Origin of the sequence: Alkalibaculum bacchi, from assembly GCF_937875145.1 — a bacterium.
In the GTDB taxonomy this organism is placed as follows: Bacteria; Bacillota; Clostridia; order Eubacteriales; family Alkalibacteraceae; genus Alkalibaculum; species Alkalibaculum bacchi_A.
The window spans coordinates 42586-58785 of record NZ_CALNCS010000054.1 but is presented as its reverse complement, the minus strand read 5'-3'; the positions used below and the strand labels follow the sequence as shown (position 1 = coordinate 58785).

The window sequence follows — 16200 nt, the reverse complement described above, 5'->3', positions numbered from 1 at the left end:
GGTACGATATGGATGTAATTCCTACGGATATCGCCATAAGTGGCAATATCCGTAGGAATTACATCCATATCGTACCCGCCCCGAACAGCTTTCTTTTGCTCATTGATTTTCATTGCATCAAGTTCGGTGATTTTTCGCTTGATGGTCTTGATGGCTTCCGACTGGTCGATAGACTTAATGTGCATATTTACCGTAATGGCATTATTCATATCGAGGAAATCAGCCAGCATACGGTCGTTGAGTTCGGGCGCTATGATATGCACAAAACTAACAGCGCCGTAGGTTGTACCCATGCGAAAAGTTTTGCCGTCACGAAAATCAAAGGAAGTAGGGGCGATATGGTCTTTAGCTGATAGCCCTGTTTTCGCAATGTCTTTCCAGTCAAACGAAAACTTTTCTTTGCCGTCAGGGTGCAAACCATCATGCAGAAGCTCAAGGCGTTCAAGCCCTGTGAGCGGACGAGCCGCAACACCAAGCACCTTAAAGTTGCCGATGATGTCGGCTTCGATACGCTCCAGCCTTGGCTTTGCTTCACGGAGATTGGCGGCTTCAATGCCGAATGTGATGTATTTCTTTTTGACAAGTCCGTTATTGCCTTTAGCAAGCTGATTTTTCAGCATATCGGCATATTCACGGCGAATAGAGTTGAAATCATCTTGCCTGTCAGGAATATTTATAGACTTTTCAAAGTCCGTCTTGTTGCCATATTGGTTCACGAAAGATAGTTGAACGCTGATGGTCGAATCGAAGTAATTGAGGAAGTCGCAATAGCCCTCGAAAATCTGTGTTTTATCTTCGTTTTGGGCGAGTTGATAATTTATATCTGCAAAAGTGACGGTTTTGGTGTAGAGTTTAGCGTCCACACGGCAAATGCCGTCACGGTACATCTCACGAAACGGTATACTCTGTTGTGCCGTTTCAGGCGGTGTTTTTGTCCCAAACAATTTTTGAAAAAGCGAAAGTTTTATACCGCCGCTCTGTTTTTTGATTGGGGTTTTGGGTGTGGATTTAAGGTCTTTTTTGTTTGCCCTTGCTGACTGAATGTTTCTTTGCAGGCGTACTTCCTGCTGGTTTTGCCTTTTTGTCTTTACTGGCAAAAAGTCTACCCTCCTTTTCAATGTAAGAATACAAGTTCTCGGTTTTGTAGGGGCGTGTCTGCGGGAAGAAGAACCGCGCCCTAAGAATGTTTTTAATGATTTTTTCGGCGGGTTGACCGTCTTTTTCATACATCGCCACAAAAAAAGCGGGAAGCATGAAAAGTATCATCACAAGAACTGCCGGTGAATTGCCGATAAAACCTTTGGTGAGAAAAAATATCGGCACACCGATTGCGGCCGCCGCACTAAAACATATAAGCTGGCGTTTTGTAAGCCCAAGCGCCACTTTGGTTTTTACTTTGGATAAGTCTTTTGGTACTGGCACATATGCCATTTAGAAATCACCTCCAAGTTTTGCGAAACTTAAAATATGGGCGATAACATCTATCGTCCAGCCGTTGCCCACTCCTTTATAGCGTTGTGTGTTGCTGATTTTCACGGTTTTTCCGTTATCATCAATCCCCATAGCTGTGTAATTATCAGACAGGGTTTGACAGCGTTCCGCTTCAATGGGGGTAAGCTTGCGAACAATGTAATCGCCATCGGGCAAGTTGATTTTGTAAAGCCCTGTTTTTGCGCCGCGCCCACCGCCATTTGCGGAAAGCGTGACGGTTTTTCCATGAACGCTGTAAATACGCTCACCTTGACCACCTTTGCCAAGCACACCCAAACGAACAGGGGAACAAATAACACTGTCGGTCTGCACAGTTGTTAAAGAATTGAGTTTATCGTCGCTTCGGACTTCAAGCCGTTTGAAACTGCCGTTTTCATCGGCACGGGTGCGGAGGGCAGCTCCTTTGTCTACACTTTCTGCAACGAAAAGCCCTGTCTTACCACGTTTCAGCATAGACAGGGCGTTTTCTTTATACATAGTTGATAATATCGTTTGCGATTTATCAGCAAGGGCGATTGGTTCATAAACCATTCTGCGTTGTCCGCTCTGGCTTTGTGGGCGTGTATGGTTGCCGCCTTTGTAATAGCAGGCATCAATGCAAAGAGATTTATCCCTGCCAACCATTCCGCTTTCAAGTATATCTTTCAGTAAAATGCCCTTATCTTCGGGCTGTTCCACTCCTTTGATGTTCGTCCAGTACAGCCTTTTTCGTTGCTGTGCCGATACAAGTGCTGAATTGATGAAAATAGGTTCGCTGCCAAGTTCTTCTGAAATATACGCCTTGATGTTTGCAGGCATGGAAGCCACATTCTCATATAGAAAGCACTTCGGCTTGATTATCCGCACAGCTTCCACAAAGCACATGAACAGCTTCCAGCCCATGCCGTTTTTATCCACTTCACGGTCATTTTTTGCAATAGACCAGAACGTACAAGGCGAACCGCCCATTACAAGGTCATAGCCTGCAAACTGTGAAAAGTCTGCACCAAGCACATCACCATGATGGCGAATGTCGGGATAGTTGTAACGGCTGATTGACCTTGGAAATTTGTCTATCTCGTAGGCTTCATATGCGGAAACGGCAATTCCTGCACGGTCGAGTGCAACACGGCCACAGGCGATTCCATCAAACAAGGAAACTACTTTTATTCCCCGTCGCAGAACTCGCCCCCCAAACTTTCATATAGTTCCCGAAGCTCAAAATATTCCTCCATAGTTTCTACAATCTCAACCAGTACAGCGTCTTTAAGTGAAACATCATCGCCATATTTTTCACGGAGTTCACGCTCCAGCGCAACCGTGATATAGTTTTCTTCGTTCTCATCATTGTTGAGAACCATTTTAATAATGCCCCTGAAACTGCTATCGCCATCGTCCAAGTGTTCCTCCCATGCGTCGGCAATCAGCTTTAGCGGTTCGGCGAAGTCAAGCAGATAGGCGGCTTCGTGTTCATCTACCCAATCATGGGTATTCATGTAGAAAAGCACATCTTCCATTGCCGCAATCTGCCGTGCAAATGCAAAGACGGTTTCGCTGTCCATAGAAATCATTTTTTCTCTGAAATCGTCAAAGTTCTGCTCCAGTTTTTCCCTAAGTATGTCAATTAGTCTGTTCATATAGATAAACCTCCATATTTTCGTTTAGTGTGCATTTAGAATTGATTTGGCAATGCCGCCTGTTTTCAGTAAAATGAAACAGAGCAAAGCTGTATTGCCTGCAACGCCCCATATGGCGATGTGCATATTGTCGGAAGCAGAAATTCCCGCCACCAAAACAGCGTAAATTGCCACACAGACCATAATCAGAAAACCTTGAAACGCCAGTGCAAACAGGGATTTGAGGTAATTGTTACCCATCTGCCCCCATTCACGGTTTACCATTGTTGACAGGGGAATCGGTGCGATTGAAACAGTCAAATATATTTCAATCATGCGGCCCCAAACAATAACCATTACGAAAATTGACATAATGCCCATACAAAGCTTTACTATCTGTGTTTCAAAGAAAAGCCCTATAAGTTCGCCAATTTCCATAGCTTCAAGGTTCGTGCGGATTGCGTCCATCATATCGCCGTTTCCAAGCGTTAAATCGCCTGATATAAGCCCTGCACTTTGGTTGACAACATGCTGACCAATATCAAACACGCCCATCACAATGTTGAATGTATTTGTTAAAATGAACACGGCTACAAATGTTTTGAAAATCCACTTGTAGATGTTAAAGGTATCAAAGTCCTGTAGGTTGTTTTTTTCGATGATGAGCTGAATAAGCTCATAGCAAAGTACAAAAGTTAAAATCATTCCCGCAATGGGAAGTACGACCGTTTCAGACAGTGTTCTTATCATGGAAAAAACGCCCGAGTTCCAGCCCTCGGGCGTTGTGCCTACCTGTGTTGCGATGTTTCCGACTTGTGCGTTGACATCGCTAAACATTTCAGCAAAACTTGCCATGATAGCGTCTATGAACAACTGTTTGAGCCAATCGCCTATGCCATCAAACAGCCAATCCATTAGCTAACTCTTAACCGAATAGACCGGACAATTGTGGGATTAGCAACATACCGATTAGCGCGACGCCGCCACCGGCCATAAGTTGCTTCATGCCTTGCGATTTTGCCCCAGGATTATCGTTGCCGTAGCCCTCGAGAAGATTGATTACTCCCCATACTCCAAGCCCTGCTCCAAGTGCGATTACCAATGTTTGCAATACTCCGACTGCTGAATTAAAAAATGCTATAACTAAGCCTCCTTAAAATTTTTGTGGTGCAACAATATATATAAAAAGGGCGATTAAGCCCTTGCTGGACATAAGAAAATGCCCGAAGCGCTCTGCTTTTGGGCATAAGAAAAGCCCACTGTTTGATTGGGCTAAACAGTGGGCTGCGCCGATGGTTCATCTGAAAGGTCGATTTCAACAACCTCAAACTCGTCATTCGGTTTCAGTTTTAATTTTGTGGATAGATATTTTTCAATATCAAAATGATGTTTCTTGTTAAAATCCGCAAGATAGCGGTAGTTCGGGTGTTTGGTAATATCGTACTTATTCGATAAGAACGGACGCTCACCACGGACTTGCAAAATGCACTTCGCACCGTCCATTACGCCGATTTCGTCCACCGACATCAGTTCACGCCCGAGTTTTTGGAAGTTCTGACCGTGGCTTTCCTGATTGCCCTTGGTAACAGAGGTGTTGTACATATCCACTGTTTCCTTGCCGAGCATTTTCGATATTTCCTCAAGGGTGGTTTTTTCTTTACCACCGAGAAAAAGTGTTGTGTCCATATTGCCGATTATGGTATCCATATTGTCCTTGTAAATCGCTTTAAGTTGCGATTGCGCCTGCAAAATAACGCAAGCCGATATTTCACGGCTTCGGATTGTTGCAATAAGTTTTTCAAACTTCGGTATCATGCCGATATTCGCAAATTCGTCTAACAGGCAACGTACATGGACAGGCAGCCGACCGCCAAAATCATTATCAGCTCTGTCGCATAGCAGATTGAAAAGCTGGCTGTAGGCAAGCGCCACAATGAAGTTAAAACTATCATCAGTGTCGGAAATGATAACGAACAGGGCGGTTTTCTGCTTGATGATTTCATCTTCCTTGGTTTTTGGGTTGTACTTCTTGTAACCACCGAGGTTATCAAGTTCGAGTTCGTCCTCGCTCATCATTTCCCGAACCTCGGCAATATCAAAGGGTGAAAGCCTTGCGCCGCAGCTAATTAAAATCGACTTCGCAGTTTTGCCTGCCGCAAGCTTGTATTTTTTATATTGCCTAACGGCAAAGTGGTTCGGGTCACGTTCTTCCAGTGCTTCAAAGGTAAAATCAACAGCATTGCGAAAATTCTCATCGTCCTCTCGAACTTCCATTGAGTTAATCATCTCAACAAGGGTGTTCATGTTCTTTTCTTCGGGTGGCGCTTCGTAGTAGATATAGCCGATAAGCGCCTGATAAAGCAGGGTTTCTGCCTTTACCCAAAAATCATCGCCGCCTTTTCCATCGCCTTGTGTATTGGCTATCAAAGCAGTAACAAACTTCAAAATATCCTTTTCAGAGCGAATGTAGGCGAAAGGGTTGTATTTCATTGACCGCTTAAAATTGATGGTATTCAGCACTTTTATCTTGTAGCCGTTCTTCACAAGCAGCTTGCCAACTTCTTCTAAAATCGTTCCTTTTGGGTCAGTAATTACCAGCGAAACCGGATAATCTGTAGACTGGCACTGCATAATATTCGGCTTAACGAAAAATCTTGTTTTACCACTGCCCGAACCGCCGATAACCAAAACATTTTTGTTTCTGGCATATTTTACAGGGTTCGGTCGGCTGTTCATGGTAAGGCTTTCCGTTTGGGTAAGAATGATGTTGTTTTCGGGCTTCGGGTCGATATACGGCTTGATGTCCTCGGGCTTGCCCCATCGGGCAGAGCCATACTCAATATCTTTGCGGAACTTCTTAGCGTTTTTGCCCTTGAAATAGACAACGGCTTTGAAGATACCGCCACAGGCAGCACCGATCAGCAAATCAAAAGGGTGGAAGCTGGGCATGGAGTTTTGAAACGCTAAAGCGAAGCCGCCACCGATGTTCATTATTTTATCTGCAAAGGCGATACCTTCTGATAATCGGTACGCCTGCCCGAGTTTGGTTGCGAAAATCCCCATGATAACAAAGGGCAGAGCTTTGATAATGATTTTCTTTGCGTCTATTTTCAATGCTCACGCCCCTTGTCTTTGTTTTTGGTTTTATCCAAAACTTGATTTGCAACCTTTTCCATGAGGTTACGCAAGCCTTGAATGACAGAGGGTTTTTGCGTGGTGCGTTTTAGTTGCTGTGCCGAAAACTCCTTGAATGCGGCAGTGATAGCGTCTGCATCACGCCCCTTGAAAAACACAAGCCATTTAGGTGGCTTTTCGGTATTATCTTTTGTCAGGGCAAAATCAACGCCATATTTTCGGGCAACCGATTCAAAGGCTTTGATATTTTTATCACTGATTTCGATATTGGAAACGCCTACACCTTGCTTTGTAAGCTGTTTTACAGTCTGCTTGCCTTTGCCAGCCGTCCTATTCGGGTCAGCAAGGTTTTTCTTCACCTTTTTGCTTTCGTCAAGAAAGGCTTTTATAGCTTTGGCAAGCAGTTTAGCGGTCAACTTGCCGCCCTTAACAATCAGGGCAACATTTTTTTCGCTTAACTGGTCATTGGTCGATATATTCAGAGCCTCCTAACATTTTGTTTTGTACTTTCTCGGCTTCGGGAATAATGCCGTGCCATTTGAGAAAGTCGTATAAAAAGAGCCGTCCACGCTGTGTCCAATATGAGTGGATGGCGGTTGTATTCTCGTTTACATGATAGGTGCGGGTTACTGTGTAGCCCTTGTCTGCAAACTTTTTGTAGAGAACCCATGTGCCGCCAACCTTAAACTGAACTTTTAAGCCATGAAGCAGCTTGTTAAAAGCGACAGCACTCATTGCATATTCTTTGGCAACAACTCCTATTTGAATGCCATCTGTATTTTGGAGAACCGTATCAAAATAGTGAACTTTGGGTGTGATTTCCTCCAAATGGTTAAGCAACGAAGCCTTTTGATTGCGTTCCAGTTGCAGGCTGTCGAGTAGATTTTCTGTATACTCTTTGTTTTTAGCCATTTCTATAAGCACATCATCGGCAATGTATACACCGTATTTGCGAATTGTTGGGAGGACATCAGTGGTAATCCAACGCTTAAATGCCTTTGCATTGGGGAGTTTGCTTTGCATGATAAGGCTATACAGTCCCGATTCATTTATAATTGTCAAGTTTTGCTTTCCTCTAAGGGTGTCGCAATTCGCTACACCCTTATCCTCGGGGTCAACATGATTTGCAATGGTAGAACGAGAGTTGCGGTAGCCAAGGCGTTTCGTTACATCAGCACCAACGAACCACGGCAGACCGTCAATATCCACTACACGGATTTTGCCAAAGTCCTCATTTTCAAATATCTGCATTTGGTTTTTCATATCGAAAACCCTCCTAAAATAGCAAAAACCGCCTTATGTGCGACTGCATATCACAGTGCGGCATGGCGGTTTTGAGTAGATTTTTCTTTATTCAGTTGTAAAATAGCGCCCAATGTGTCGCAGTAGTCCTTGCCGATGGGCGGCGGCACTATGGATATTTTCAGGTGCGAAAACCTGTTGTCGCTTAAAAGCTCCTTGATTATGCGGTTTGTAGCTTTCTGTCCGGCCTTGTCATTATCAAGCCCAAGCTGAACGCCTTTGATTTCAGGGTACTGTTCTAAAAAGCTAATAAGTGCCAGTGAACTAACACCGCCAAGAGAAAGGCGGTATCCGTCCCACTTATTACCGTCCAGCTTGTGAATGGAAGCATGAGAAAGGCAATCTATGGGCGATTCCATAACCATGAGCTTTGTGCTGTTTGGATTTATCGGCGGTAAAGTGAAGTTAAACCGCTTATCTGAACCATATACATCTTTTTTGTAATCGTCTGATATGCCACGTTCGCAAGCAAACTTGGCTTTTTTGCCCTTGTAACCCACAAACACACAGTTGTGGGATTTTGCCGCTTCATACAGCAAGCCGCCCTTAATGCACTGCCTGATAATATCGTTGTCAACACCACGCCCTCGAAGGTAGGCTATGGCTTTGTCATTGTTGATGTTGGCAACAGGCAGGGCAAACGCTTTCGGCGGTTTTTCTTTCAAAACCTTTGGCGGCGGTTTCGGCGGGGAATATGCAACATCACCGCCTGCCAGGTGGTTCACCGCTTCGGGAAAGTCAAGTCCACGAACCTTTATGAGAAAATCCAGCGCTGAATAGCCGCCGAATCCTCGGGAAAACCAATTAAACTTACCGTTCGAGATTTTCAGACTGTCATGCTCCACAAGGCAATATTCGTTAGCGCCGCTTTTGCGTATGGAATATGGTTCATGGGTTTGCAAGTATGTGAGCAAGTCAACATTTCGCGCCTGCTCAACTTGTTCTGCTGATAGTAGCGCCATTGTCACGCTCCTTGCTTTCAAGCGGCTTTTTCAAGCACTGACCGTCACTGGTCATGCACTTGAAATCCTTGCCGGCAAAAGCGAAGCCCTTGTCATAAATCGTAGCCCCATGAAAATAGGGCTGTGGTTTGCGTTTGTTTTTTCTTGCCATAGAAAACCCCCTTGTTATAAAAAATACGCCCATCCAAAGATGTGCGTTATGTTCCGATGTTTCCGTACAAATCGTGATTTACCTCAACTTGATAAAAAGTGTCCATCGTGGTAGGTGCGTTGTACAGGGCAGCAAGCAGATATTTTCTCACGTTTCGGACTTTCGTAGTGTTTTTGTCGATACAGTCAAACACATAGCCGATATGATTGTCGTCCAGCTTGAGAAAACGGCTTTTCACAACCTCTCTTGGAAAATCATCGCCTGCAATCGTGATGTAATCACGTTTTGAGCAAACTGTATCCGTAATGAGGTTTACTAGTTCGTCCATGCGCTCCCTGCCGTGCCTGTGAATAAGACAATCGTATTCGATATTGTCCATAATCAAATCACGATATGAATTTATCTCCCACATCACATCCTTATCCAATCCATGAGGCGAAGAACGAGAAGCCTGTTCACTCGATTGTCCGTAGGATTGGATAGGATAGTTCTTACTAAAATTATTATTATTAAAATCAGGCTTATTAAGATTATTCTTATTTGCTTCCTCTTTCGGGAAGTCTGGAGTTCCCATATGCGGAAGTCTTGACTTCCCATAATCGGAAGTCTGGAGTTCCCCTTTTCGGAAGTCTGGGTTTCCCTGTGAATAATTTTGTTGATAACTCTGTTGATAACTCCCGTCAGACGGCGGCTTTACAGGATTTTCGCTGCCAACCGAAAACTGCTTCACATAGATAATGGCTGGTTTTCCAAGCCCCTGCTTTACACGCTCAATCAGTCCGATTTTTTCAAGTTCAGACATCAGTTTCACGCCTTTGTTGTGACCGCAGTTCATATACTCTTGCAAATGTTCTAGCGTGAAATAGATAAAAACCCGATTTTCTTCATCAACCCAGCCATTTTTGAGCGACAAACCCATGCGGTCGAGCATTAACCCATAAAGGATTTTTGCACCGTCCGATAGGTTTTTGTATAGGTCGTTTGTGAACAAGGCTTTTGGAAAACGGTAAAAAGTGTATTGTTCGGCTTCGCTGCCGTAATAATAATTGTGTGATATTAGCTGCTGGCTCATAGCGCCCCCTCCTAAAATTTTGGACAAAGAAAAAGACGCTACATTTCTGGAGCGTCTAAGACTTGCTATAAAGCATATTTATTGTTTATAATGTAAGCATTGCAAAAACAGTGTTATCAATATTTCGGTCAGTTGGGTTTGTGGCTTGCAAGAAAACTGTTTCATTTCCAATTGCATTATTATTGCATTTTTTTTGTAAATGATAGTGTTCCATACTCCTTCATATTGCTCTAAAAGCCTGCAAATACGCCATATTCATTTATATTGCGTACCGTCGGTCTGGAGTGGGAGTAGTTAAAAACAAACAAGAAAGCCCATAAAACCAATGTTTGTAGAGGTTTGAAATTCTCAACTGGAACGAAATTGGGTAAAAAAGTTTTTTGGAATAACTTCATAAATAGTGCCAAGTGGATTACAAATAGAAACACCATAGAGATCTGGATAAGATTCTATGGTGTTTTTGTGTGTATATTTATTTAGAAATCTAAACAGATTTCTAAAGGCATCGAATTCGACACGGTTAAAACTTGGGTTATGAATTTGCTTATGAAACACTTTAAACCTATCGAATTCAATGGGGTTAAAATTGGATTATATACTTAGTATTGAATTATTTATAAACTAGTCGATTTCGACCAGTTTAAAATGAGCTTATATATTTATAGTTTAAGAATTACTTTTTAAATCTGGACTTTTTAGGATAGGATAACTTCCAATCCTCAAATTCCTCATCTGTTATTTCTCCGTTATAGTGCTTTTTCCTCATTTCATCCCACTCAATTAGAAAATCATTGAAAGTCATATCATGAGAAAGCACTCCTATTGTAGAATCTTCTATTAGTGGTCTGATTTTTAAATCCTCTTCATAATCAAAAAGAATTTGCATAAATTCAAAATTAGAAATAGGAGTATGGTCAATTAAGGCAGATACATCACAGTCTAAAACTTGGGCTATTTTTATTAATTGATCCTTATTAGGCGAACGATAACCCAATTCATAATTTCTTATAGCAGAATCTGTAAGGCCTGATTTTATTGCTAATTCCTTTTGTGTCAATTCTCTAAGTAATCTTAACTTTTTTAGCTTTTCACCTGAAATCATTTTAAACTCCTCTTGGTAGTATTTTAATTTATTTTATCACAAGATATCATTTATAGCAACAAAAGTGAACGATTATAAATCCATTGAAATCTCTTGTAATAAGAACAATAAATAAAAATAATTTAAAATTAATCTTGACAACACGGAAACGTGCTGATATTATATGATTAAATAGCACGAAATTGTGCTATAAATTATAAGGAAACCAAATTGATGCTCGTCGCTTATTCATTGATGAGAAGCTTATAAATAAAAACATAAGGGGGAAGAAAAAAATGAATAAGATTTTTATGAATGCAAAGGAAGTACAGGATTTTTTAGAAGTTAGCAGAACTACGGCCTATCAAATAATAAATGAAATGAATGGAGAACTAGTTGAATTAGGCTATAGGGTTCAAAGAGGCAAAATTAATAGACAATATTTCTTAGACAAGTATTGCTATCAAGAAAGAAAGGAGGCCTAGTAGTGGGAGCTTATAGGGATGAAAGTGGAAATGGCACCTGGTTTACCAAATTCACCTACACCAATTGGAGAGGTGAGAAAATTAATAGGAAGAAAAGAGGATTTAAGACAAAAAAAGAAGCTCTGAAATGGGAAGAAGATTTTTTAAGAGAGCAAGCTGGAAATCTTGATATGACATTTGCTGAATTTTTTCAAGTATATGGAAAGGATATGCGACCAAGATTAAGAGAAAACACCTGGAGAACTAAGGAACAAATAATAAGGACAAAGGTCATTCCCTATATAGGATATCTTCAAGTTAATGAAATTACTAAAATGACAATAGTTAAATGGCAAAATATATTAATGAAAGAGGAAGATGATAAAGGCAAAAAATATTCCCAGACCTACTTAAGAACAATACATGCTCAATTAAGTAGTGTCCTAAATTATGCCTGCAAGTACTATAACCTAAAATCTAATGTTGCAAGGGATGTTGGTTCTATGGGAGAAAAAGAAGCTTCAGAAATGAAATTTTGGACTGAAGCCGAATATGGAAAATTTATAGAAGAAGTAAAGGACAAGCCCTTATCATTCTATGCTTTTGAGATTCTATATTGGTGTGGATTAAGAACTGGTGAATTGCTCGCTTTAACAAAGGAAAAATTTAATCTTACCAATAATACTATTAGGATAAATCAATCTTTACAAAGAATAGATGGTGAAAATATTATAACAGAACCTAAGACCAAGAAAAGCATAAGGACTGTTGTAATGCCAGATTTTTTATCAGATGAAATAGAAAAATACATGGCTGGTATATACAAGCTAAAAGACAATCAACTATTATTTCCAATCACCAAGTCTTATCTACACCATGAAATGACTAGGGGAAGTACAAAAGCTGGGGTTAAGAGAATTAGAGTTCATGACTTAAGACATTCCCATGTATCTTTATTAATTGAATTAGGTTATTCGGCAATAGCCATAGCAGACAGATTAGGACATGAATCTATTGATATAACCTACAGATATGCTCATTTATTCCCAAGCAAGCAAAATGATATGGCCATTTCCTTATCTAATATAAGAAAAGAAAACTTAGATGATGAATGGGAAAAATTATTGGAGGATGAAGATGAGTAAGGAAATAAAAAAACAAGTTAAAAGAAAGAGAAATAAGATAATTTCTTTTAGGGCAACAGGGGAAGAAGCTGAGTTATTAGATAGAAAAGTAGAAATAAGTGGCCTTACTAAGCAAGATTATATTATAAGTGCATTAACATCTCCTCCTGTGTCCATTAAAGCAGATTATAGACTTGAAGATAAATTTGCTCTAGAAATATTTAGACTAGCAAAAGTTGTAAAGAAATATGGAAGATTAGAAGAGGATGACCAAGAGATTTTAAGATTTTTAATAGAAATTTACTATGAAATCAAAAAAGAAAAAAGCCTTTAGCACAAAGGCCAAAGGCACACCCCATGTGGAATGTTTCTACCAAATTCATTTTACCATATGGGGTCTGTTTTGAACAGCATAAGGAGGTAAAATGAATGGAAAAATATAAATATCTACCAGAAGAAATGAAAAAAATGAAAAGATTTGTAGGTTGGAGAAAGGAAGAATTAAATGGCAAAGTAGCCAAGCTTCCCTTTTCCTTAATTGATGGAAAAGCTAATGATTGGAATCATCCAGAACGGTGGATAGATTTCAATGAAGCTAAGACTAAGAATAGACCTCTAGGATTTGTTCTAGTGGAGGAAGATAGGAATATCTGTATAGACCTAGACCATGCGATTCAAGGTGGAAAGCTAACTCCTATGGCAAAAGAAATTATAGAGAGTTTTACAGGAACATATATGGAATTATCTCAATCAGGCAAGGGAATCCATATCTTTGCAAAGGGAACAATACCAGGCAACCTCAATCTATCAAGTCAGGGAATTGAGATATACAAGAAAAATAGATATATAGCTCTTACAGGAAATATAGGAGGTGGATCCTTCTTTCCTAGAAGTAATAAACTTTTAGACAAAGAAGATGAATTAAGTAAGCTTTACAAGAAATGGACACAGGAGAAAGAATCCACCTTAAAACAAATCAGAGAATACAAGTATGAGCCTTTAAACAAGTTTTCTAGACTAGATGACCTAAGCCTAGATGAAATACTAACCACCATGGAAAGAACCAATAGAAAGGCAAGTATGCTTATCTCAGGAGCTAGTCTAACAGGTGACCATAGCAGGGATGACTTTACCTTTCTAGTACTTGCTAGAAACTATACAGATGGAAATCCTAACTTAATGAAAGAGCTATTTTTAATGACTCCTTTAAATCGCCTAGCAACCAATGAGAAAAGAAGGGATGATAGAAAGTATCTTGATTATGTAAAAAAGACTATAGAAAAAGTCTTAGGTCTTGGAAATTTTGTAGCCTTTGACTGGAGCAGACATTTTCAATACAAGAAAAGGACTAGGGCCTATGAAAGAGTTTAAAATAGCCTTTCCTGAAATAGACCAGTCCTATTCTTTAATGGATTTACAGAAAACAGTAAAAGGTAATGTAAAGCAGATTACAGGAAATATTGTCACAGTACTTCTTAATCCAAAATATTGTAAGGCTAAGAAAATATATGAAGGACAAATCTTCTATGATAAATTTACCAATGAGATTAAATTTCAAGGTAAAATTATAGGGGAAAAAAGTATAAAAACAAACCAAATTAGACTATGGGATGACTCACTGAACAATAGGATAGGACTTGAAATAGAAAAACATTTTGGGCTTAATTACAATGCTAATAAAATGTGGGATGCAGTTCGCTTTGTTGCTAATCAGTATGAAATAAGTCCACCAGAACAATATCTAAAAAACCTCACTTGGAAGGGAGATAGAAATGCAATAGCTAAACTCTTACCAATATATCTAGGAGCTGAAGATACAGAACTTAATGCCTGGATTATGGAGCATATGATTTTAGGTTTAATTAAAAGAGTCTTTGAGCCAGGATCTAAGTTTGATGAAATGATGGTTTTAGTAGGTGGACAAGGAATAGGAAAGTCTACTTTTGCTAGATATTTGGCTATTAGAGATGATTGGTTTTGTACCATTGAAAATATTCAAGGTAAAGATGCTGTTATGAACTTAATGGGAAAGACTGTAGTAGAAATTGAAGAATTTGTAGCCTTAAGAAATGCAAAATCAGCTAATGAAGCAAAATCATTTTTATCTAAACTAAGTGATAGGATAAGAATCCCCTATGAAAAGTTTTCAACTGATGTTCCTAGGACTTGTATTTTAATTGGTACATTAAATGAAAGAACTTTTTTAAATGACCATACAGGAGAGAGAAGATATTTACCTGTAGAATGTCATAAGGAAAATAGAAAGAAGGCTATTTACCCTGACAAGGATTATCAAGGAAATCAATCAGAAAAAGATTATTTAGATTCTATTAGAGAAAATTTCAACCAGGCCTTGGCCTATGGATATAAACTCTACAAAGAGAAGAAACATTCCTGGACCATACCAAAAGAGCTTCTTAATGATCTTTACCAGGAACAAGAAAAGTTTAAGTATCTTAATCCAGATGTTGAAGATATTCGCTACTTCTTAGAAGAATATAAAGCAAAAACACAAGAACCAAATATAACTTGCTTTAAGGAATTATCCATGCAAGGTTATCATATCAAATCAAAATCCTTTTCTGAAATCATGGATAATTATTTTCCAGAATGGAAGGCAATCAGGTCATCGAAGACTAAGAGAATTTCTCCTAGTGGAGTATCTATCCCAGTAAAACTTTATTATGAGAAGGAAGAAAAGATAGAAAATGATTTTATAGAAGTTGATAATGATGATTTACCAAAAGAATGGCAAGAGGCAGAGCAAATAAAAATGGACACAGGAGAGAATAAGAAAGAGAAATTGTAACTTTGTAACTATGTAACTTGTAACCGAGATTTTAAAACCCTTAGAATTAGGCTGGTAGAAATGGAAGTCTAGTAATATCAAGGCTTGTAGGAATCAAAATAAGAATCAATGCCTTATTTGAGGACTTTTGAAATAGTAGGTTACAGTTACAAATCTCCTGTGTCTATTAAAACTTTAGTAGCAAGCACAGTAGCTGTACGGACAGCTACGAGAAAATTGTAAAAGTAAGTCCTGTTGGGCTTACTTTTACATATAAAATTTTCTACTTGTTCCTATCGGAATGATTTAGGGGTTCCCCCTAAGACCCTAGTTAAAAATATTATAGAAAGGAAGAATACTATGGCTAATAGATACAGAAATGAAAGGATAGAAATTAAATTAACCAAGGAAGAAAAAGAAATTTTTAAGAAAAAACTTGAACTTAGTAAATCAAAATCAATGGGACATTTTATAAGGAAAAGAGTTCTTGAAGCTCCTATATTTGTAATAGATATGAATGTTTTTAGGAAGATGCAGACCCTTATTGGGAGGAATGCAAACAATCTTAATCAAATTGCAAAGAGGGTAAATACTACAGGAATAATCTACAGAGAAGATATTGAGGATCTTAAAAAAGAAAATGATGATATATCAAGAGAAATATTAAAGATACAGGATATCTTGCTGAGAAAATATATTTAAAACTTCTTACAGGTGTAAAAAGAATGCAAGTCTGATATAATTGTTTTAATAATGATTTTAAAATAGGAAGAAATAAACTTATCTTTAAATATCAAAAGGAGATAAAAGATGCAAGATTTTGGAAGAGTGATTTTTAAAATTGAACAGGTTTTAGAAGATAAAAACATAAGCAAAAACAAATTAGAAAAGGAAGCAAGCCTTCAAAGGACCCAACTTAATTCATACTGTAATAATAAAGTTAAGCGAGTGGATTTAACTACAATAGCAAAAATTTGTTATGTTTTAGACTGTGAGATAGCGGATATTATGGAGTACGTGAGGGAATAAAGGGGT

Annotated in this window: 20 protein-coding genes; 7 read left to right on the top strand and 13 right to left on the bottom strand. The window is 39.2% G+C overall.

Features of this window, described 5'->3' with window-relative positions:
* The 13 genes from Q7P22_RS03575 to Q7P22_RS03515 form a co-directional block, all read right to left on the bottom strand.
* Nucleotides 1-1097 (bottom strand): VirB4-like conjugal transfer ATPase, CD1110 family (locus tag Q7P22_RS03575; protein ID WP_369695486.1); only part of this gene is annotated, 1097 nt, incomplete at its 3' end.
* Nucleotides 1009-1431, bottom strand: a complete 423-nt coding sequence (locus Q7P22_RS03570) for a PrgI family protein (RefSeq protein ID WP_303860718.1) — start codon at nucleotides 1429-1431, stop codon at nucleotides 1009-1011. The genes Q7P22_RS03575 and Q7P22_RS03570, both read right to left, overlap by 89 nt.
* Nucleotides 1432-2625, bottom strand: a complete 1194-nt coding sequence (locus Q7P22_RS03565) for a DNA cytosine methyltransferase (protein ID WP_303860717.1) — start codon at nucleotides 2623-2625, stop codon at nucleotides 1432-1434.
* 11 nt (nucleotides 2626-2636) lie between these two features.
* Nucleotides 2637-3107, bottom strand: a complete 471-nt coding sequence (locus Q7P22_RS03560) for a DUF3848 domain-containing protein (RefSeq protein WP_303860714.1) — start codon at nucleotides 3105-3107, stop codon at nucleotides 2637-2639.
* Nucleotides 3108-3131: 24 nt separating this feature from the next.
* The gene (locus tag Q7P22_RS03555) at nucleotides 3132-4001 is read right to left on the bottom strand and encodes a VirB6/TrbL-like conjugal transfer protein, CD1112 family (protein WP_303860711.1); all 870 of its coding nucleotides are present in this window, start codon (nucleotides 3999-4001) and stop codon (nucleotides 3132-3134) included.
* Between the two features lie 10 nt (nucleotides 4002-4011).
* Nucleotides 4012-4227, bottom strand: coding sequence for a Maff2 family mobile element protein (locus Q7P22_RS03550; RefSeq protein WP_303860720.1), 216 nt, complete (start codon nucleotides 4225-4227; stop codon nucleotides 4012-4014).
* Between the two features lie 131 nt (nucleotides 4228-4358).
* On the bottom strand, nucleotides 4359-6149 hold the full coding sequence (locus Q7P22_RS03545) for a VirD4-like conjugal transfer protein, CD1115 family (RefSeq protein WP_369695488.1): 1791 nt from the start codon (nucleotides 6147-6149) through the stop codon (nucleotides 4359-4361).
* 47 nt (nucleotides 6150-6196) lie between these two features.
* Complete coding sequence (locus tag Q7P22_RS03540; protein ID WP_303860719.1) at nucleotides 6197-6697, bottom strand: PcfB family protein; 501 nt, start codon at nucleotides 6695-6697, stop codon at nucleotides 6197-6199.
* Nucleotides 6684-7484 (bottom strand): phage antirepressor KilAC domain-containing protein, encoded by an 801-nt coding sequence (locus tag Q7P22_RS03535; protein ID WP_303860706.1) that lies wholly within the window; start codon nucleotides 7482-7484, stop codon nucleotides 6684-6686. Before Q7P22_RS03535 ends, Q7P22_RS03540 begins: the two co-directional genes overlap by 14 nt.
* 50 nt (nucleotides 7485-7534) lie before the next feature.
* Entirely contained in the window at nucleotides 7535-8485 is a 951-nt protein-coding gene (locus Q7P22_RS03530; RefSeq protein WP_303860704.1) for a toprim domain-containing protein, read from the bottom strand.
* Nucleotides 8457-8636: a hypothetical protein gene (locus Q7P22_RS03525; protein WP_303860702.1), complete on the bottom strand. Its 180-nt coding sequence runs from the start codon at nucleotides 8634-8636 to the stop codon at nucleotides 8457-8459. Before Q7P22_RS03525 ends, Q7P22_RS03530 begins: the two co-directional genes overlap by 29 nt.
* A 46-nt stretch (nucleotides 8637-8682) precedes the next feature.
* Nucleotides 8683-9708 carry a DUF6017 domain-containing protein gene (locus Q7P22_RS03520; protein WP_303860699.1) on the bottom strand — a complete coding sequence of 342 codons (1026 nt, stop codon included), beginning with the start codon at nucleotides 9706-9708 and terminating at the stop codon, nucleotides 8683-8685.
* 673 nt (nucleotides 9709-10381) lie between these two features.
* Nucleotides 10382-10810 (bottom strand): helix-turn-helix domain-containing protein, encoded by a 429-nt coding sequence (locus Q7P22_RS03515; protein WP_303860697.1) that lies wholly within the window; start codon nucleotides 10808-10810, stop codon nucleotides 10382-10384.
* A 275-nt stretch (nucleotides 10811-11085) separates the two neighbouring features.
* On the opposite strand from Q7P22_RS03515, the gene Q7P22_RS03510 reads away from it, so the two are divergent.
* The 7 genes from Q7P22_RS03510 to Q7P22_RS03480 all read left to right on the top strand — a co-directional run bounded on the left by Q7P22_RS03510 (nucleotide 11086) and on the right by Q7P22_RS03480 (nucleotide 16194).
* The gene (locus Q7P22_RS03510) at nucleotides 11086-11274 is read left to right on the top strand and encodes a hypothetical protein (RefSeq protein ID WP_075726746.1); all 189 of its coding nucleotides are present in this window, start codon (nucleotides 11086-11088) and stop codon (nucleotides 11272-11274) included.
* Nucleotides 11275-11276: 2 nt separating this feature from the next.
* A complete protein-coding gene (locus Q7P22_RS03505) occupies nucleotides 11277-12398 on the top strand; it encodes a site-specific integrase (RefSeq protein WP_303860686.1) in 1122 nt (373 codons plus the stop codon).
* Nucleotides 12391-12711 carry a hypothetical protein gene (locus tag Q7P22_RS03500; RefSeq protein WP_303860683.1) on the top strand — a complete coding sequence of 107 codons (321 nt, stop codon included), beginning with the start codon at nucleotides 12391-12393 and terminating at the stop codon, nucleotides 12709-12711. Before Q7P22_RS03505 ends, Q7P22_RS03500 begins: the two co-directional genes overlap by 8 nt.
* Before the next feature lie 95 nt (nucleotides 12712-12806).
* The gene (locus tag Q7P22_RS03495; protein ID WP_303860679.1) at nucleotides 12807-13748 is read left to right on the top strand and encodes a hypothetical protein; all 942 of its coding nucleotides are present in this window, start codon (nucleotides 12807-12809) and stop codon (nucleotides 13746-13748) included.
* Nucleotides 13735-15186, top strand: coding sequence for a VapE domain-containing protein (locus tag Q7P22_RS03490; protein WP_303860676.1), 1452 nt, complete (start codon nucleotides 13735-13737; stop codon nucleotides 15184-15186). The genes Q7P22_RS03495 and Q7P22_RS03490 overlap by 14 nt, the downstream gene beginning before the upstream one ends.
* A 339-nt stretch (nucleotides 15187-15525) precedes the next feature.
* Nucleotides 15526-15867: a plasmid mobilization relaxosome protein MobC gene (gene mobC / locus Q7P22_RS03485; RefSeq protein ID WP_303860673.1), complete on the top strand. Its 342-nt coding sequence runs from the start codon at nucleotides 15526-15528 to the stop codon at nucleotides 15865-15867.
* Between the two features lie 108 nt (nucleotides 15868-15975).
* Nucleotides 15976-16194 carry a helix-turn-helix transcriptional regulator gene (locus Q7P22_RS03480; protein WP_303860671.1) on the top strand — a complete coding sequence of 73 codons (219 nt, stop codon included), beginning with the start codon at nucleotides 15976-15978 and terminating at the stop codon, nucleotides 16192-16194.
* Nucleotides 16195-16200 lie beyond the last annotated feature (6 nt).